Below are 18,978 nucleotides of genomic sequence, written 5' to 3' on the forward strand. Positions count from 1 at the left end.
AGGCTCAGCTGTCGGGCGTGAACTGCGCCTCGACCCTGCCGCTGGGCTGTGGAAGCGTGACGGGCAGCGTCACCCGGCGCGTCTGTCCGCCGCCGATCAGGCCATAGCCGATCGTCTGCTGAAGCTCTGGCCCGGTCAGCTGCTTGCGCAGCACTTCCTTGCCATCGGGGCCGAACTGGACGACGCGGACCCGGCCACGCGACAGATAGCCATGCGCGACCGATGTATTCGACACGGTGATGACAGGGGCAGGCGCACCTTCCGCATTCTTCCCGATTTCGGCCGACGCGATCGACAGAGCGGGCTTTGCGCCATCGGGCGAGATGCTGACCAGCACCTGGAAGTTATAGAGCAGCTGGATGTTGGATTGGGTGTCGCTGGTCTGTACCGGCAGCTGCGCGACGGTCACGAAATAATGTTTGCTGCGCGCGAGGGCAGGATCACCCACATATTGGACGCGGAAATTCTGACGCTGGCCAGGCTGGATCAACGCCTGCGGGGGGAATACGGCGAGTTCGCCGCTATCCTTGCCGGTCGGCTTTGCGCCATCGGCGGTCAGGTCCAGCGTTTCGATGCGCAGTTCCACCGGTAGCGGCTTGTCGAAGCTGTTTTCGACCGTCACGACCTGGCTCATGCTGCGGCCAGAGGTGGTGAGATCGATGACCACCGGCTGGACCGTCATCGCATCCGCCGCCGGGGCAAATCCGGCTGCCGCCACGCAGGCCAGGAGCGCAGTGACGAAGGATCTAGGCTGAAACTTCAAGGGCTTGTTCCTAACAGCTTGGGCCGGTTCACCGGTGCGGATGGCAAGGTGATGAACTTATGAGCCGCCGCCGCCAAGACAGAAAAAGCCTGAATTGCCCAGATGTTCATCCGGATAGGATGCACTGTTGCACTGGAGCATCATCGGGGCAGGCGGACCCTCACCTGCTCCCCATCCGGCGAAAGCGGGGCCATGTCGGCCATCCGCTCATATTCAGCCGCAAGGAACAGCAGGTCGGCGCGTTGCTCCACGGGGGCATCCGCTGCCCGGATCCGGAGTTCCGTCGCCAGTGCGAGAGGATCTTTCAAGTCCATGCCCCTGGGCTAGATCGGGCAGACCCGATGATCAGGCCTGCCCGATGTCCTGGATCAGGCGGCCGGAGCAACCGTGATTTCGACCTTGCCCGCATAGGTGCCAGCGTCGAGGATCGCGGTGGAGTCCGCCGTCAGGCCGCTGCCGACAGTGAGCGAGAGATTGTTCGAAACCGCCGCCAGACGATCGCCGACCTGGCCCGATGTCGCGCCGGAGCTGAGCGACTGATCAGCCACGGTGGCGCTGCCGCCCTTGGCACCGGTTGCGACGACCGTTGCGGTATAGTGGACCGTGTTGGTGTAGCCGTTGGGCGAGTTGGTCGCCGCAGCGTTCACCAGCGGCTTGGCTTCGACCGTCAGCTTGGGGTTGGCGCCGTTGCACTTGATGGTGAAGGTGCGGCTGAGCCCGCCCGTATTGCCAGCGAAGGCGGGATCGACGGTGCCGTCTGCCTTGGCAAGTTCGCCCAGCGTGATGCTGCCGCTGATCGGCGTCACGGCAGAGCATTTTGCCGCGACGGTGCCGCTGACATCCACCGAACCGCTGGCCTGCGCGAAAGCCGGAGCGGCGGTGGCGACCGAACCCAACATCAGGGCGGAAACAAGCAGCTTCTTCATCTTCATATCTCCAAAAATTGATTGGGGTTGCGATCGCCCCGCGAGATTGGAGATACGGCCATTCACGCGGCCAACCCATTCAGCGGCCAGCGAAAAACGCCCTAACTTCAGGAGATAAGCCGCTATACCGGACGATATAGCGGGAGGACCCTAGAGCCCCGCGCAGTTGGTCGCCGATGCGGCGGACACGATGGGGGTGAAGGTGATGCTGATGATGTCGGCATAGTTGGTGGCGGGTGTCTTGGCCGCGCCGCCTTCCTTCAGCGTGGCGCGCAAGGGGAGCGTGCCCGCTTCGCCGCCGACGCCCGCGCGGGCGCAGGTGCGCGTGCCGAACGATGCGTTGGACGTGACCTCCTGCCCCAGGAAGCGGGCGCTGTAGCGGATGGTCTGCGCGGCATCGCCCAGATTACCGCCGGGGAAGGTGAGGCGGAAATCATTTTGCGATCGCACCTGCACTTCATAGGCGCCCGAACTGCGGACCTTGAGCGCATTGGCCGATGATGTGGTGTAACGGTCCGGCGCGGCCTGGACCTGCGCGGTCGTCACGTCGCCGATTTCGCCGAAGTCGAGCGCCGCGCCTGCATAATAGGCCTGGAGCGCGCTGACGGTGTTGACGTTGATTCTGATCGACCCCGTTTCCCGCGTGGGCACCGGCACGCTCAGCATCCCGCCCTCCCCCGAACAGATGTAGAGCATGTCGAGGATGATCGGATCACCAGCGGACAGGTCCGTGCCCGGGGGCACCGACACGCGCAGGTTCAGCGCCGCCGACAGGTCGGAAGCGAACAGATTGCCGAAGTCGTAGCGGATTTCGCCCGCAGCGCCCGCGCCGCCATCCTTCGAATCGAGCGAGCGTGGACGCCCGGCGGTCGATCCTTCGGGATAGAGGACGCGATAGCCGCGGTAGGTAATTTCAAGCGGTGGCGTGCCCGATGGCGCGGTAAGGACCAGGCTGACCTCATTCGTGCGGCCGGTGAGCAGACCCCGGTTGCGCCGCAGGATCAGCGGGATCGTGACTTCGGAAAGGCCGGTGGGGGAGAAGGGGTCGTAGGTGATGCTGGCAGGCGCGGTGGCATTGCCGGTGACGCCGCAGACGGAGGATATTTGCGTCTGCGCCTGCGCGGGGATCGCCGTCAGGATGGCGCCGGACAAGGCTGCGATAATCAGCCCGGCTTTCCAGCCGATCACAGTTGCGGCGAGACGATGATCTCCAACGCGGTGCGGGCCGACAGCTGCGGGCCGAGCGGCTGTGCTGTTCCGGCAGTCTCCAGAACGCGGACGCGCGATTGCAGGGCGGGACGGGCCTGATTGCAGATTGCGCTTCCCTGCGTGGCGGGTTGCGGCTGCAGGGCCGCGTTCGAAACCCAGCATCGCGGCGCGACATGACCGACCACGTCGAATTGCGCCCCTGCCTGCGCCTGAACCGGCGTGAGGAACAGGATCGCCGCAATCCAGGCGAGCGGGCGCTTGACTGTCTGGCTGCTGGCCGGAGGGGGGATTGTCCGCATCGATCATGACAATGCTCTCCAATCGTGAAAGATCACTCATTCTAACTACTTATCAGCATTTTAAGGAGAAACGCTAACCGTGATGGACAATGTGTCGCTGTAACGGCCCGCGACCAGCGTGTCGGCCCCGGAATAGGCAGGGGCGCTGACGCGGAGATAGGAGCCGTTCGCCTTCGTCGACGCGCCCGCAAGGCGCAGCCCCTTGGTCTCCCCTGCTACCCCGGCAAAACTGCAAGCGCCGCCCGAAGCCAGCGTCGAAGCATCGCAGGAGGCAGAAGCGCTGGTCCCATTATCCGCCACCATGCGCAGCGCGACCTGATAGGGCGCCTTGGCGGCATAGCCCTGTCCGCCCGTCGCGGACACCGCCATGCCGCCATTCGCCGACGAGATGGCGATGCGCGATGCGCCGCTGCAATTGAGCTGGATCGCAAAATCCCTGGTGAAGCCGGTCTGGTCGAAATCGGCCTGGTCTATGCTGCCCGAAGGCGCGCCGCCGGTAGCAAAGCCGCAACGGCCGCGCACGGAAGCGCGCACGTCGACGCCAACGGTAATGCTGTTCACCGATCCCTGACCCGCGGCATAGGCGGTCACCTGCGCATGCGCGGGCTGGCCGGCAAAGCCGAGCGCCGCCACCATCGCCATGCAGAGGATCAGAAACCGCGTCATCATTCGCCCATCATGCGCGGTCGATGACCGCTGCCCTGACCGGCAAATGCCCGCTGTTCCCCGGGAGAACCATTCAACCCGCGGCAAGAAGCGCACTTACCTTCGGATGAAAGCGCCTATCTCTTTGGGTATAATGTCAGTCCTCGCAGTCCTGGCCGAGCAGGATGAGTTCGGTCCGGCCACGCAGCCCGAGCTTTTCGAAAACCTTGTGCAGATGGACCTTCACCGTCCCTTCGGTCAGGCCCAGTTCGTCGGCGATTTCCTTGTTGCGCAGGCCCCGCTGGGCGAGCGAGGCCACGGCCCGCTCGCGCCCGCTCAGCACCGCGAAGGGATCGCGCGGCGCGTTCGGCGACATCGCCAGTTGCATGGCGCGCTGCATGACTTCCTGGTCGAGCCAGCGCCGCCCCTGCGCCACGGTTTCCAGGCACGTCAGGAGGTCGCGGGGCGCGGTCGATTTGATGACGATGCCGTCCACGCCCAGTTGCATGGCCTCCTTCGTCGCCTGGTCGTTGATGCCGCCGGTGAGCAGGACGACCGGGCGATTGTCGCCGCGATGACGCAGCGTCCGCAACACGTCGAGGCCGGTGCGCTCGGGCATGCTGTTGTCGAGGATCAGCATGTCCGGCCGCGCCTTTGGCAGTGCGTCGAGCGCCGCCGTGCCGGTGTTCACAGTGGCGACCACTTCGAAGTTGGTCTTGTCCAGCAGCATACCGATGCCGCTTAATGTCAGCGGATCATCCTCTGCCACCAATATGCGCGTCATTGCGACCTCTTTATCGTGTTTTTTCAGTTCAATGCATTATCATCCCGTTCCTTAGACGCACAATATGGTCTTGCAAGAGGCGAGCGGCCAGTCGCAACAGGCCGCTGTTGGCTGAACGAAGGCCAGTCCGCCGCGAGACTAGAATTCCCGCAGGATCTCGCGCAGGGTCGTGCCCTTATATTCGGTGCGGACGGCACCCGCCTTCTGGAGTGCGGGAATGACGCCATCCAGCAGGGCTGGAAGCTGGTGGTTGTAGCCCGATCCTTCGATCAGGATGCCGTCGCCGCCCACTTCGTCCATCACCGCCATCAACTGGTCCGCGACCTGCTGCGCCGTGCCCCTGAAGCGCGCATTGCTGCCGCCTTTACCTGTAGAGAAGAGGTCGCGCAGGGACTTGCCCTCCTCCCGCCCGGCCTTCTTCATATGTTCAAGCGCGCTGGTATGGCCGCCAGCGACAATGTCCTGCGGCACGGGCGCGTCGAGATCATATTGCGAGAAGTCGATGTCGAGCGAGGACGAAGCCATGACGATATTATGCTCGAACGCGGCCTGCTTGTCCGCCTCCGTCATCTCGCGGACTTCGCCATTTTCAGGGAGGATGTTGAGCGGCGTCAGGAAGAAGACCTTGATGTCGTCGGGATTGCGGCCCTGCTTTTCGGCGCGGTTCCGGATGTCATCGCGATAGGCCTTCATGCCCTTGACGCCGCCCGTCATCATGCCAAGCACGACCTCGGCATTTTTGGACGAGAAATCACGCCCGCGATCGGACGCGCCCGCCTGCGCCAGGACAGGATAGCCCTGCGGCGATCGCAGCGTGTTCAGCGGGCCGCGTGAGCGGAAATGCTTGCCCTGGAAGTTGACGGTGTGGACCTTTGTATGATCCACATAAACACCGGTTTCAGTGTTCGCGACCAGCGCGCCCTCTTCCCAGCTGTCCCACAGCTTCTTGCACAGTTCGACGAACTCATCGGCGATGTCGTAGCGTTCGCTCGGCGGGAGCAGCTTTTCCAGGCCGAAGTTCAGGGCGGCGTTCTTCTCGCTCGACGTCACCATGTTCCAGCCTGCCCGCCCCTTCGTCAGGCTATCAATGGTAGAGAGCAGCCGAGCGAGCAGATAGGGCGGGTAGAAAGTCGTGGAGGCGGTCGCGATCAGGCCGATGTGCGACGTATCCTGCGCCATCAGGGGCAGGAGCGGCAACGGGTCGAGCTTGGGCGCCAGGGTGGCGTTCTTGAGATCCAGCTCCATGGAGCCGCCATAGCGGTCACCCACGATCGTCGTGTCCTCGAAGAAAATGAAGTCGAACTTCGCGGCCTCCAGCATCCGGGCCAGCTCTTTATGGTAAGACCCATCCGCCCATTGCGAACCGAACTCCGTGCCGTCACCCGGCCAGGAGGTGGCGCCGAACTTGGTGAAATAGCCGAGGTGGAATTTCTTGTGGGCCATCTCCGGAAAACCTCTCTTGCGATTATCTCAATCCGACTTTCTCCCTCCAATCTTCTGAAGGGTGGGTCCGCCAAGGCCGTATGACTAGCGCTTTACCGCTCCTCAAAATTCTCAATCGTTGGCGTTGTTCAACATTTATCAAGCGCGCGGCGGGCGGTCGACCGGCAGCCTGAAATGTTCCGGATGACTGGAAGAATTCAGGTCGGGTTGACGGGCGACAGGACGGCTTCCGGTATGTCGCTCACTGACCCTTCGTTGCGCGCAAGATATCTGCTGATGCCGAAGAATATGGCGGCCGCTGCGCCGCTGGCTATCACCACTGCGATGAAGACGGGTTCATAATTGCCCGCATAGTCGCGCAACCAACCAGCGGCGGGAGACATGAGGAAGGTGAAGGGAAGCGTCATGACGCCCAGCAGGCCGAGCACTTTCGGCAGCGCCTCGGCCCCATAGATCTGCACCACCAGCGCGTTGAGCGGCGGGAACACCGACGCTCCGCACAGACCTATGAGGAACGAAGAAACAACCAGGGCGGGCATCCATCCGGTAATCGCCAGCAGGACCCAGGCGATGGCAAAGCCTACTCCGGCCAGACCCAGCGTATTGGCAGCACCGATGCGGTCGCAGGCGTAGCCGGAAAACAGGGAACCCATGATGCTGGACGCGCCGGACACGGCGAGCAGCACGGCTCCTGCCTCCATCGACGCCTTATATTCCGTGACGATTGGCAAAATGTGCGCACCCCCGGTAATAGCGGTGCCGTTCAGGATGCCGTCTGCCACCGCGATCATCCAGAACATCGCCCCGGCAAGGATGACGATATGGCGAGAACCCAAGCCCGGGCTTTCGGCAGGCCCTTGATCGTCCAGCGCCTCCATCGGCGGGTCGACCACGCCCAGCATCAAGGGCAGCAACAGCAGGTGCAGGGCGGCGAGCGAGAGAAAGAAGACCTTCAGCCCATAAGTCTGGACGATGCTGACGCCCACCACCGGAATGACTGTCGTAAACAGGGGCAGATAGGTGATGCCCATCACCTTGCCGCGCGCTTCGGGATACCAGCCGCCCGCCAGTACAGCTGGCGGAAGGGCGGCAAACAAGGCCGCGCCAGGTCCGATCAGAAGACCACAGGCCGCGAGGGCGAACAGCATGCTCGGCGCGTAGGCAAGGGAGATATATCCAATGAGGGAGAGCAGCACTCCTGCCGGCATGATCCGCCGCAGACCCCATCGGGCGATGGCACCGGCGATCAGCGGGCCGAACGCAGTCATGGAAAGAACGGCAAGGGAAAGCGCCATCGCCGCCATGCCCAAAGACGCGCCATAACGATCCTGCAGCGCGAGAACGGTTATGGCCAACCCGCCAAAGGCGCAGCCGGTGCCGGTATTCTGCGCCAGCATGGCGCGAACCAGCATGCCGCGTCTCAGTCGCGCCGTTCCCGTATCAAATGCATCCGCGCGCACATGTTCCATCATGCAGTAACCGCCTTATCCGACCGGCGGGCATCCCGCGGCCGTTCCAACATTTTCCGGAAGACGGCACTCGCTTCACTCAACTCGCGCACTGCTTTCCCGAAGCCCGGGGAATTGTTGGTCCACGTCAACCTTTAGTCAAGCCCCTCTTTTCACTCTCGGCCAGGGTGGGACCTTTGCAGCACGGGATTGACAATCGTTGAACTTTGTCCACTCTTCCCCGGCGCGGGATTTAAGCTGTCAGGGCGCAGCGATCCGCAGCGCCGCAATTTTGTGCGCCAGTTAGAAGAAGCCTTCGGGCTATGAGGAAACGGCCATGAACAACAACGCATTCCTGCGACCCGTCGCAGAGCCGCAGCTGGTAGAAGCCGCGTTCAGCGAAGATCAGCGCCAGAGGCTTTTCAACGTCATGCGCGACAAAGGTCCGTGGAAAACGATCCTGTCGCAGGAGTTCTCTTCCCCTGAAGAAGTGATCGCCACGACGTCGGGCAGCCTTCCCGAAGGCTTTGTGCCCACATGGGATATGTTTCTGAGCCCCGTGTTCCGCGCGACCCTGGGACGCGGCCATGCCAGCCTCTACACCGAAATCGAGGATTGCTTCCTCAACTTCAAGTTCCTTGAACTGGTGCGCGGCTATTGGAACGCCAAATATGCGACGCCGAACCTGATGCTCTGCAACATCCAGGGTCCTTCGGGTTCGGGCGGCACGCCTCACGTCGATGGCGCCGACTTCCGCGGCATCACGATCCAGAATTCTCCGTCCTGGCTCATCGGGCTGATGACCAAATCAGGGCTGTTCCGCGAATGGCAGATCAAGAAGGCGCAGGTTCTGACCTGGTATTATAAGGGGCAGATCGGCGGGGGCTTCACTTACTGGCCCGATGGTCCCCAGGGCCAGCCCAAGCAGCTGTACGCGCCGATGTGGGGGCGTGCCGCCGTGGTCGAGAATGAGGTCATGTATCACGGCGCCAACTCCTGTGGTCCGGAGCATATGCGCAGGCCCGAGGGTCTGACGATCGACTCCGTCATCGCGGCCGATCCGTCATCCAGCGACTGGCAGATCAAGACCGATGGCAAAGTCATCCAGCAGCTGCCCGCCGACGAAGTCCGGTTCCTGGTCCATTGGGGAGCGGACATTTTCATGGACCTGGATGAAATGTCGCTGGTGCTCGATCATAGCGATGACCTGTCGCATGAGCGGGTGTTCGACATCTTCCTGTCGGAACTGCGTGCTCGCGGCGTCCCGTTCAAGATGCCGACGGATCCGCTGCATGACGGGGAGTTCATCCAGTTGCTGACCGCCCATTTCGATCCGGGCCTGCCCACGATCATGCCGCCGGAATATGGCATTGCTGCGGAATAAGAACCAGGGATAGGTAGGCCGCTGGCCTGCCTATCCTTACCGAAAAGCAAAGAATGGGCCCGATGCTTGCGCAACGGGCCCATTCTTTTGCCTTGGCTCTGACATTCCCCATGAAGCCAGCCCCCTGTTGGGGGCCGGCCCATGATCAGAAGGAAAGCCGCGTCTGAATACCGAATTCACGGCGCTGGTCATAATTGATCGCCGTGTAGCCAGTCGGCGTGCCGAACAGGTCGAAGATTTGGCCCGGATCGACATTGTCCCGGCGCTGGTCGAACACATTGCGGACAAAGAAGTTCACCTCCGCACCGATCGGCGTCCTGACGCCCGCGAACGCATCCAGCTTGAAGGAGTTGGGGTAGCGGATGTTGGAGTTCGGGTTGACCCGCTTGCCCTGATAGCGGCCCAGGAGGCGCACGAAGGTCTGGAAATCGTCCGGCAGATCTATGCTATATTCCGTGTTGAACGATGCCTGGAACTTTGGCAGCGCGGACAAGGCGCTGTTGGACGAGCAGACGCTGTAATAGCGCCCGGGCTGCACTGCGGGTGCTCCGCCGAAGTCGGGGTTGCCGTCATTGTTATAGTCGTTGCAGGGAATTTCTGCATTGTCATATTTGGCGTCAGTATAGGATGCCGAAAGCTGAGCATTCCAGTTGCGCGTGATCTGCCCGCGCAGCTCCATTTCAACACCGCGCACGATTGCATCACCATTATAGGTCAAGTTGGTGGCGGAACATCCGTTCTGAGTCCCCGGTGTCGAGGGATCATAGTCACAGGCGATGCCGTTGACGCGATTGATGAAGTTGTTGAACTTCTGGTAGAAGGCCGACACGGCATAGGTCAGGCGATTATTGAACAATGTGCCTTTCGCGCCGACTTCGAATGAATCGGACTTTTCCGGGCTCCATCTGAAGAGGGAAGTGGGAATGCGGCCCGGACCTCCATTGGTCGCAGCCTCGGTCGTGTCAAACCCACCGGGGCGATAGGCACGTCCGTAATTGCCATAGACGATCAGGCTGTCGGAAAACTCATGTTTGTAGCTCGCCGTGCCGGTCCAGGCGTCATATTTTGACGGATTGGTCGGGTCATTAATCTCGTTCGTTGAATAGCGCAGGCCGACGTCCAGCGTGTCCTTGTCAGTGAAGTTGAAGGTCTGCGTCGTGAAATAACCCCGATCATGCGATTTCGTCGGAGTGCCTCCACCCAACGGCAGACATGGCAAGCCGAAACCGGCCAATGGTCCGGGCGTAGCTTCGCAGTCACCGTTCGCACCCGTATAGTCGACGAGGCCAGTGAAAGGTGACTTCACGTCGTTGAAGTAAACACCGAAGCGGTAGATCCAGAAATGATCCCCAGTCCGCTCGAACCGCAGTTCGTTGGTCAAGGTCTTCGTCTTGATGTCGATCCGCTGGAACAGCTGAACCGGGAGTCGGAACCCAGGACCGAACGAGAGCAGCCCGTTGCCAAGATCAAGATCGCGCACGGTATTGAAGTCGTTGTTCTGATAGCTTCCGATGTAGCTGAGCAAATGCCCGCCGAAATCATAGCTTGCATTGACGATGGTGGCGCGTCCCTTTGTGACGAACAGATTGTCGCCATCAGTGATCGCGGCGCGGTCATCCGGGCCGATAAATCCGAACTCGCCAACAGGCGCACCTTCCGCGCTGACTACGGGGCGGAGCTGCCTGACCTTCGAGCGGAATTGCTGGTGCATCACGAGGATGTCGAGATTTTCTGTCGGATGCAGCAGCAAGGATATGCGACCGGCGTAAGAGCGCGAGCGGTCGGTGTCGCCCGTGAGGATGTTCCTCACGCCATTCCCATAATTGAGGTCGTAAAGACCGGCGACGCGAAGGCCGACCTTGTCAGTCACCACGGGAATGCTGACGCCGCCCTGCAAATTGACGGCTTCGCGATCGCTATAGCTTGCGCTGCCGCTTACCTCGAACTTCTGCAGACTGGGCTGGCGCGTGCCGATCAATATCGCGCCGGACGGACCCGTCCCGCCGCGCAGTGTGCCCTGGGGACCACGAAGCACCTGGATGGACCCGATGTCGAATTGAGCCTGAAGCGCCTGTGTGGGATCGAACGGGACTTCATTGAGGTAGATGTCGACCGACCGGTTCGTCTGGCTGTCCTGATCGAATGCCACGCCGCGCAGAGACACGGCCTGCTGACGCCCGTCGCCCGACGAGATCGACAGACCCGGCACGAACTTCGCGACATCTTCAAAGCGCGTGATGTTGAAGCGCTCCAGTTGTTCGCCGTTGACCACGTTGACGGTCTGCGGCGTGTCGATCAGACGCTCGACGCGCTTCTGGGCCGTCACCACGATATCGGCGGCGTTACCGCTACCAGCGGCCGTTTCGACGTCCTGCACCTGCGTTGCTGGCTGCGCGAAGGCGGGCGCGCTCGTCAGCATCGTACCAATTAAAAATAGAGCTTTCCTCACATTCATCCTCCCTGAATTTGCCCGATATGAAGCCGGGTTTTTATGGCCTTCCCAGCTGTCTCAATCTGCAAGACAGCGTTGTCACGATTCCGCCAGAGAATTCCGGACGACTGAGCCTTGCCCCAGCGCCCGGACGGCCAAACCCATTTTGTTTATTTCAGCATCTCTCTCCTGCCTGCAGCGATAAGGGCAGATTCACTCGAAATCAAGTCGATGGCGTTCGATTTCAAGCTGTGTGAGCAACTAATGGCTTAATCAAATCCCCGTTGACGCTGTCGTTGCCTTGTCACGTCCGAGCAAGGCAGCATCATTTACATGGGTCGGCAAGATCAATTCTTGAAGTTGTACCGTAACTTAAGGCCGAACCGGCCCCCGCCGCAAAAAGGGCCAGGCCTTCAGCGATGCGCCGCACGCCCGCTCCCCCTGAAGCCTCTGCCCTTCCACGCATCAGCCTTCCGACCTGTCGATGTCCGCCAGGAACTCCACCATGCGGGCACTGACTTCGGCCGCCCGCTCCATCTGGAGCATATGTCCAGCTTTGGGCAGGATCTCGACGCGGCGCAGGTCGGCATATTGGCTTGGCAATTTCGCCAATGGATCGTCGCCATGGAAAGCTTCCATGTCCGTGTCATTCTCGCTTGTCAGGAAATAGAAGGGCACGGGGTTGGGTATATTCTCGAACTTGCGGCGATAGGCCCAGCGCAGGTCCATGGCCCGATACCAGTTCAGCCCGCCCAGAAATCCGGATCGGGCATAGTCGCTCACGAAGAACTCAAGCTCCAAATCGCTCAGCCAGGGCCATGGCAATGGCGGCGCTTCGGGCAATGCATCGAGATAGGATGTGCCGGGCGGGTGCTTCCAGACGTCGACATAATGATAATCGCCTGAGAGAGCGTAAAAGACCCGCTTCAGAAACGCGCGCGGTTCTGCATCAAGCGCGGCTTCGGCAACGCCCGGCTGCCGCGTGAAATAGTCGATATGATAGAAATGCCTTTGCCCGAGATCGCGGGCGGCGGTCAGCGGCGAGCAGTCCGGGTCATGAGGCCAGGCCGGATTGCCCAGTCCGATGATCGCGCGCATGCGTTGGGGCCAGTGATAGGCCATGTCGTAAATAGCGAAGAGCCCGAAATCCAGCCCGGCAAAGACGGCCCGTTCCTCGCCTAGATGGTCGAGCAAGCCGACGAGATCGCCCATCGTATGCTGAACGTCATAGGCTTCCACTTCGATCGGGGCGCTTGTCTGCCCCATGCCGCGCAGATCGAAGGCGACGACGCGATATCCTGCGGCGGCGATGGCTGCGATCTGGTGCCGCCAGCTGAACCAGCTGTGCGGAAATCCGTGGGCCAGCACCACCAGCGGCCCCTGGCCCTGCTCGACATAATGCATGGTGAGGCCATTGATATCGGCCCAATGATGCCGCCACTCAGCCATTGGCCTCTCCTCCTTCGAGCAGCAGTTTCTTGCCCGGACGCCAGTAACTACACGCTCGCGCTCGCATGCGCAAAGCGGGACTAGCTCACTTGCTGTACATTTTGCGTTGCGGGAAGTCGGAATTCAGGGCGTTCTATCCCTATATGACGCCTAAGATCTTTGGATAATTTGCTGGCCATGCCCCATCACGCCGTCTTCGACGCCTTCGCGCCCCCGATCCGCTCGCAAAGCCCGCTTCGGCAGGCGATCACGGCCGCCTATCGCCGCGATGAAGCGGCATGCGTGGCGCCGCTGCTGGAGGCCGCAACTTTGGATGGGCCGGACCGGGAAGCGATCAGGCAAATCGCCCGCCAGCTGGTGACGACGCTCCGCGCCCACCGCAGCGGCAGCGGCGTGGAAGCGCTGATCCAGGAATATTCGCTGTCCAGCGAAGAGGGCGTCGCGCTGATGTGCCTTGCCGAAGCATTGCTGCGTATCCCTGACGACGCGACCCGGGACGCGCTGATCCGCGACAAGCTGGCTGGCGGCGACTGGAGCGCCCATGTGGGCGGCGGCAAGTCGTTGTTCGTCAATGCGGCCACATGGGGGCTGGTCGTCACGGGCAAGCTGGTCGGCAGCGTCGATGACCGTGGGCTTGGCGCCGCGCTGACGCGTCTGGTGGCGCGCGCCGGGGAGCCGGTGATCCGTCGCGGCGTCGATCTCGCCATGCGGATGATGGGCGAACAGTTCGTCACCGGAGAGACGATCTCCCAAGCCTTGAAGCGCGCGCGCAACCTGGAAGCGAAAGGCTTTCGCTACAGCTATGACATGCTGGGCGAGGCAGCGGCGACCGCTGCGGATGCTGACCGCTATCATGCCGACTATGAACGCGCCATCCACGCGATCGGAAAGGCGGCCGGTGGGCGCGGCATCTATGAAGGACCCGGCATTTCGATCAAGCTGTCCGCGCTTCATCCGCGCTATGTCCGTGCGCAGGCGGAACGGATCATGGGCGAACTGCTGCCGCGGGTGAGGCAGCTAGCCCTGCTCGCGAAGCGCTACGACATCGGCCTTAATATCGATGCCGAGGAAATGGACCGGCTCGAACTTTCGCTCGATCTTCTCGAAAGCCTGGCGACCGATCGCGACCTTGCCGGATGGGACGGCCTGGGCTTCGTCATCCAGGCCTATGGCAAGCGTTGTCCGTTCGTGATCGAATGGATCATCGACCTTGCCCGGCGTTCCGGACGCCGCATCATGGTCCGTCTGGTAAAGGGCGCCTATTGGGACGCGGAGATCAAGCGGGCACAGGTGGACGGCCTTGCCGACTTCCCGGTCTATACCCGCAAGGTGCATACCGACGTCGCCTATATCGCCTGCGCGCAAAAGCTGCTTGCGGCACCTGACGCAGTCTTCCCGCAGTTCGCGACGCATAATGCCCAGACGCTCGCGACCATCTACCGCATCGCCGGGCCGGATTTCAGGAGCGGCCAATATGAGTTCCAGTGCCTGCATGGCATGGGCGAGCCGCTGTACGAGCAGGTGGTGGGCAAGGACAAGCTTGACCGGCCGTGCCGCATCTATGCGCCCGTTGGCACGCATGAGACGCTGCTTGCCTATCTTGTCCGCCGCCTGCTTGAAAATGGCGCCAATTCCTCCTTCGTCCACCGCATCGGCGATCCGGCGGTTCGGCTGGAAGATCTGATCGCTGATCCAGTCGAACTGGTCCGCGCCATGCCCCATGCGGGAGCCCGGCATGACCAGATAGCGTTGCCTGCCCATATCTATCCCGATCGCCGCAATTCGGCGGGTTTCGATTTGAGCGACGAGGCAACGCTCGCCGCGCTCTCGCAAGCCCTTCGCGAAAGCGCAGAGACCGGCTGGACGGCAGCCCCGACTTTCGGGTCAGGCGAAGAGCGGGCGATCGTCAATCCCGCCGATCATCGGGACAGGGTCGGCACGGTGATGGAAGTGGCGGCGGAAGATGCCGCCGCCCTTGTCGCCCACGCCGCCTCATCGGATTGGGGCAGCAAGTCCGTGGACGAGCGCGCTGCGATATTGGAGCGCGCAGCCGACGCGATGCAGGCGCGCATGCCGATCCTGCTCGGCCTGCTGATGCGGGAGGCTGGAAAATCGCTTCCCAATGCTATCGCGGAAGTGCGCGAGGCGATCGATTTCCTGCGCTATTATGCAATGCAGGCACGCACCAGCTTCGGCGCCGAGCAGCAGCCCTTGGGGCCCATCATCTGCATCAGTCCATGGAATTTCCCCCTGGCGATCTTCACCGGGCAGGTCGCCGCCGCTCTGGTCGCGGGCAATCCGGTGCTCGCCAAACCGGCGGGCCAGACGCCGTTGATCGCGGCGGAGGCCGTGCGCCTGCTGCACGAGGCGGGCATACCCCGCCATGCGCTTCAGCTGACCCCCGGCGATGGGCTGTTGGGCAGCGCCCTAGTGTCCGCGCCGGACACGGCAGGCGTCATGTTCACCGGCTCAACCGCTGTCGCGCGGATGATACAGGGCGAGCTTGCAAAGCGGCTATCCCCTGCGGGACGCCCTATCCCGCTGGTTGCCGAAACGGGCGGCCAGAATGCGATGATCGTCGATTCATCCGCCCTTGCAGAACAGGTGGTGGCGGATGTGCTGGTGTCGGCCTTCGACAGCGCTGGCCAGCGCTGCTCCGCGCTTCGTGTGCTGTGCCTGCAGGAAGAGGTGGCGGATCGCATCCTGCTGATGCTGAAGGGCGCGCTGCGTGAAATGCGTGTCGGCCGGCCCGACGCGCTGAAGGTCGACATCGGTCCGGTGATCACAGAACAGGCCAAGGCCGGGATCGAAAAGCACATCGCCAGGATGCGCGAGCGCGGCGCGCATGTCGATCAACTCGCCCTTCCCGTCGAGGCGGCGCATGGCAGCTTCGTCGCACCGACGATCATCGAAATCGGCGATATCGCAGAGCTTGAACAGGAAGTTTTCGGCCCCGTCCTGCATGTCGTGCGGTTCCGGCGCGAGCGGCTGGATGCGCTGATCGATGCGATCAATGCGACTGGCTATGGCCTGACCTTCGGCCTGCACACCCGACTGGATGAGACCATCGATCATGTCACGGCGCGCGTTCAGGCGGGCAATCTCTATGTGAACCGCAACATGATCGGCGCGATCGTGGGCGTCCAGCCGTTCGGCGGGCGGGGGCTGTCGGGAACAGGCCCCAAGGCGGGCGGGCCGCTCTACCTTGGCAGGCTGGTGGCCCGGCCGCCCGTCCTGCGTCACCGGGCAATGGATGCCGCTTCGCCGATCCATGCTTTCGCCGACTGGCTGGAAGCGAAGGGAGAAAGCGGCAGCGCGGCGAAAGCCCGCGACTATGCCGCTGCCTCTGCGCTGGGAACCAAGCTTGCGCTGCCCGGGCCGGTGGGGGAAAGCAACCTCTACAGCCTTCACCCCCGTGGCCGGATTGGTATGAAGCCCCAGACGCCGCATGGCTTGTTCGAACAGATGGCGGCGGTGCTGGCCACCGGCAACCGGGGCGTGGTCGAAGAGCCGCTGCCTGACGATCTGCCGCCCCATGTCGCCGCTGCATTTTCCGCTTGGGCGGACGGCCCCTGTTCCGTCGTCCTGGTGGAAGGCGACGGAATGACGGTCGCCCGGGCGGTGGCCGAAGCCGCGGCCATGCCTGGGCCGATCATCCCGGTCCATGCCGCCGACCAGGACCAGCCCCTCGCCTATCATTGCGACTGGTTGCTCGAAGAGGTGTCGGTATCGATCAACACCACTGCCGCTGGCGGGAACGCCAGTCTGATGATGATCGGCTGATGCGCGCGGAATTGGCCGTTGCCTTCTGGCCTCTTATCCATAATCGCATTTGTGCATCATGTAAGTTCGTGACAATCCTCGCAAAGATATGCGTACGCGCAAAATGCCAGAACCGGCGCCGCGCATGTTGGCGGCATTACGAAGAAGCTCTCTTCTGGGGCGATTGCGCGTTGGTGCCGATCCTGAATGGCTGATATCGGCGGGCAGGCTGGTCACGGTGCTGTTCGCGGCCTTGGCCATATACCTGGACCCGACACGCCCGGCCGGTTTCCTTGCCGAAGCGCATTTGCTGCTGGCAAGCTATATCGCCTTTTCGCTCTGGCTGGCCCTGACGCCGCCGCGCTGGCCGCTGGAAAGCAAGCTGCATCTGATCATTCACGGCATAGACCTGCTGGCGCTTGGCGCGCTCGTCTATCTGACGGATGAGCTTAGCAGTCCATTTTTCCCTTTTCTGCCGTTCATCCTGCTGGCGACGACGCTCCGCTGGGACATGCTGGGCGCCGTGCTGGGCGCGGTCGTCATGCAGCTGTTGCTGGTTGCCCTGGGATGGCAGGATTTGCAGGATGGGGAGTCTGAACTCAACCTGTTGATCATGCGGTCGGCCTATTTCCTCGTGGCGGCGGCCATGCTCGGCTATTTCGGCGCATGCCGCGCGCGGAGCAGCCACCGCTTCGCTCAACTGGCCAGCTGGTATCCGGCCCCCGCCCCAACGGACCGGCGACTGTTGTTGAGCGACATGCTGCGTCATGCGTCGGAGCTTCTCGGCGTCAGCCAGGTGCTGCTGCTCTGGCAAAATCAGAAAGGCTCCGGCGGAACCGTCGCATTGTGGGGAGCGGGGGGCCTCAGGATCGCGGAAATCGACGAGCCCTCCTTCTGGCGCGCCAGAAGCCCGAAGCGGGAATGGAAGGAGCTTTTCCGGCGCAGCCATGCAGCAGAGCTGGACGCGATCGCCGCCGCCGCCGGGTGGGAGAAACTATCTGCCGACCCGGCCGGAGTGCGATCAGCTCCCGTAAGGAGCGCGGGGAGCGCGGACAGGCTGTTCGTCATCGGCTCCGCCAATCATCACGAAGAAACGCAGCATCTGACGCAAATCACCGCGCTCCGCATCGGGCATGAGCTGGAACGATGGGAGTTGATCCATGCGATTGCCGACAATGCCCGTGGGCAGGAACGCATCCGGCTGGCGCGCGACCTGCACGACAGCGTTCTGCAGGAACTGACCGCCGCCTCGCTGAAACTGAAGGCCGCCGGTATGAGCCTGCCCGAAGGCGCGCGCGGGGCGCTGGACAGCGTCGCGAGCGTCATGGCCGAACAACAGCGCCGCATCCGCCTGTTCGTCGAGGGCAGCCGCGACACAGAAGCGCCGCCCGTGCGCCTTCTTTCCCTCTCGCTCGCCCAGAGCGCCGATGAACTGGCCGACCAATGGGGATGCGATATCGCCCTGTCGATCGACCCGCCCGACATGGAGGCGTCAGGCGATCTTCACCGTGAACTCAGGCAATTGCTGAGCGAGGCGACAGCCAATGCGGTGCGGCATGGCGGCGCGACCCGCTTGTCCGTTGAACTGAACCAGCAGGATGACGCCCTGCGCCTCACCATCTCCGACAATGGCTGCGGCATGGTGCCGGCATCCGGCCGCAAGCCCGGCTGGCCGCGATCCTTGCGGGCGCGCATTCGGGACCTGGGCGGCCGCATGGACATAATGCGCTACGCGCCCGGGCTGGCGATGCGGATCGAGGTGCCTTTGCAATGAAGCATTCGGTTTTCCTGCTGGATGATCATCCGGTGGTGCTGCACGGCCTGGCCGAACTGGTTGCGATGGAGCCCGATTTCCGCGTCGTCGGCAGCATGACCGACGGCACGGCGGCTTTCCAGGCGATCGACCGATTGAAACCCGACATCGTGGTGCTGGACATCAACATGCCCGACATCAGCGGGCTGGCGCTGTTGCGGCGCATAAGGATGGCAAACCTGCCCGTCCGGCCCGTCTTCCTGACCGCCTTGATTACGCCCCAACAGCTATCCGAAGCGATCGAAAACGGCATTTGGGGCGTCGTGTTGAAGGAAGCAGCCCCCAACACGCTGATCGACTGCCTGCGGAGCGTCGCGCGTGGGTGCCAATGGCTGCCACAGGAAATGGCGCGTCAAGCCAACCGCGTCTGGCGCGATGACGGTCCGTCCCTCGGTCTGGCCGCGCTTACCCCGCGCGAGATGGAGATCGCCGCGCAGGCATGCCGGGGCCTTTCCAACCGCGACATCGCGCGACAACTGGGCGCTGGCGAAGGCACGGTGAAGATCCATCTCCACAATATTTTCCAGAAGCTGCGCATCACCAACCGCACCGCTTTGGCCGCCATCTATTTCGAGGGTGTAACGGTCGCAAATGGTGAGCCTCCGAAGGGCTAGGCCACGGC

The 18,978-nt window shown here is 62.5% G+C and carries 15 protein-coding genes; 4 read left to right on the forward strand and 11 right to left on the reverse strand.

Translation table 11 applies throughout. The features are described from left to right. Positions 1 to 4: 4 nt before the first annotated feature. The 9 genes from SPHS8_RS14685 to SPHS8_RS14725 all read right to left on the reverse strand — a co-directional run bounded on the left by SPHS8_RS14685 (position 5) and on the right by SPHS8_RS14725 (position 7,541). On the reverse strand, positions 5 to 763 hold the full coding sequence (locus SPHS8_RS14685; protein WP_236575185.1) for a fimbria/pilus periplasmic chaperone: 759 nt from the start codon (positions 761 to 763) through the stop codon (positions 5 to 7). A gap of 140 nt (positions 764 to 903) precedes the next feature. After that, positions 904 to 1,071 carry a hypothetical protein gene (locus SPHS8_RS14690; protein WP_201516180.1) on the reverse strand — a complete coding sequence of 56 codons (168 nt, stop codon included), beginning with the start codon at positions 1,069 to 1,071 and terminating at the stop codon, positions 904 to 906. A 60-nt stretch (positions 1,072 to 1,131) separates the two neighbouring features. After that, positions 1,132 to 1,689: a hypothetical protein gene (locus SPHS8_RS14695; RefSeq protein ID WP_201516181.1), complete on the reverse strand. Its 558-nt coding sequence runs from the start codon at positions 1,687 to 1,689 to the stop codon at positions 1,132 to 1,134. A 150-nt stretch (positions 1,690 to 1,839) separates the two neighbouring features. Then, positions 1,840 to 2,877 (reverse strand): hypothetical protein, encoded by a 1,038-nt coding sequence (locus SPHS8_RS14700; RefSeq protein ID WP_201516182.1) that lies wholly within the window; start codon positions 2,875 to 2,877, stop codon positions 1,840 to 1,842. Further along, complete coding sequence (locus SPHS8_RS14705) at positions 2,874 to 3,197, reverse strand: hypothetical protein (RefSeq protein WP_201516183.1); 324 nt, start codon at positions 3,195 to 3,197, stop codon at positions 2,874 to 2,876. The genes SPHS8_RS14700 and SPHS8_RS14705 overlap by 4 nt, the downstream gene beginning before the upstream one ends. Positions 3,198 to 3,257: 60 nt before the next feature. Then, positions 3,258 to 3,866, reverse strand: coding sequence for a hypothetical protein (locus SPHS8_RS14710; RefSeq protein WP_201516184.1), 609 nt, complete (start codon positions 3,864 to 3,866; stop codon positions 3,258 to 3,260). 133 nt (positions 3,867 to 3,999) lie between these two features. After that, the gene (locus SPHS8_RS14715; protein ID WP_201516185.1) at positions 4,000 to 4,626 is read right to left on the reverse strand and encodes a response regulator transcription factor; all 627 of its coding nucleotides are present in this window, start codon (positions 4,624 to 4,626) and stop codon (positions 4,000 to 4,002) included. A gap of 138 nt (positions 4,627 to 4,764) precedes the next feature. After that, positions 4,765 to 6,069 (reverse strand): NtaA/DmoA family FMN-dependent monooxygenase, encoded by a 1,305-nt coding sequence (locus SPHS8_RS14720; RefSeq protein WP_201516186.1) that lies wholly within the window; start codon positions 6,067 to 6,069, stop codon positions 4,765 to 4,767. Between the two features lie 197 nt (positions 6,070 to 6,266). Beyond that, positions 6,267 to 7,541, reverse strand: a complete 1,275-nt coding sequence (locus tag SPHS8_RS14725; RefSeq protein WP_201516187.1) for an MFS transporter — start codon at positions 7,539 to 7,541, stop codon at positions 6,267 to 6,269. Between the two features lie 313 nt (positions 7,542 to 7,854). Between SPHS8_RS14725 and SPHS8_RS14730 the strand changes: the two genes are divergently transcribed. Further along, a complete protein-coding gene (locus SPHS8_RS14730; RefSeq protein ID WP_201516188.1) occupies positions 7,855 to 8,901 on the forward strand; it encodes a hypothetical protein in 1,047 nt (348 codons plus the stop codon). Between the two features lie 145 nt (positions 8,902 to 9,046). Here the strand turns inward: SPHS8_RS14730 and SPHS8_RS14735 are convergent, their stop codons facing one another. Together SPHS8_RS14735 and SPHS8_RS14740 are read right to left on the reverse strand one after the other, a co-directional pair. Then, positions 9,047 to 11,350, reverse strand: coding sequence for a TonB-dependent receptor (locus SPHS8_RS14735; RefSeq protein WP_201516189.1), 2,304 nt, complete (start codon positions 11,348 to 11,350; stop codon positions 9,047 to 9,049). A 447-nt stretch (positions 11,351 to 11,797) separates the two neighbouring features. After that, positions 11,798 to 12,781, reverse strand: coding sequence for an alpha/beta hydrolase (locus tag SPHS8_RS14740; RefSeq protein WP_201516190.1), 984 nt, complete (start codon positions 12,779 to 12,781; stop codon positions 11,798 to 11,800). Positions 12,782 to 12,958: 177 nt separating this feature from the next. Between SPHS8_RS14740 and putA the strand changes: the two genes are divergently transcribed. The 3 genes from putA (at position 12,959) to SPHS8_RS14755 (ending at position 18,970) form a co-directional block, all read left to right on the forward strand. Beyond that, the gene (gene putA, locus SPHS8_RS14745; protein ID WP_201516191.1) at positions 12,959 to 16,564 is read left to right on the forward strand and encodes a trifunctional transcriptional regulator/proline dehydrogenase/L-glutamate gamma-semialdehyde dehydrogenase; all 3,606 of its coding nucleotides are present in this window, start codon (positions 12,959 to 12,961) and stop codon (positions 16,562 to 16,564) included. A gap of 163 nt (positions 16,565 to 16,727) precedes the next feature. After that, entirely contained in the window at positions 16,728 to 18,317 is a 1,590-nt protein-coding gene (locus tag SPHS8_RS14750) for a sensor histidine kinase (protein ID WP_201516192.1), read from the forward strand. Then, positions 18,314 to 18,970, forward strand: coding sequence for a response regulator (locus SPHS8_RS14755; RefSeq protein ID WP_201516193.1), 657 nt, complete (start codon positions 18,314 to 18,316; stop codon positions 18,968 to 18,970). Before SPHS8_RS14750 ends, SPHS8_RS14755 begins: the two co-directional genes overlap by 4 nt. Positions 18,971 to 18,978 lie beyond the last annotated feature (8 nt).

Origin of the sequence: Sphingobium sp. S6 (assembly GCF_905120495.1) — a bacterium.
Taxonomy (GTDB): domain Bacteria; phylum Pseudomonadota; class Alphaproteobacteria; order Sphingomonadales; family Sphingomonadaceae; genus Sphingobium; species Sphingobium agri.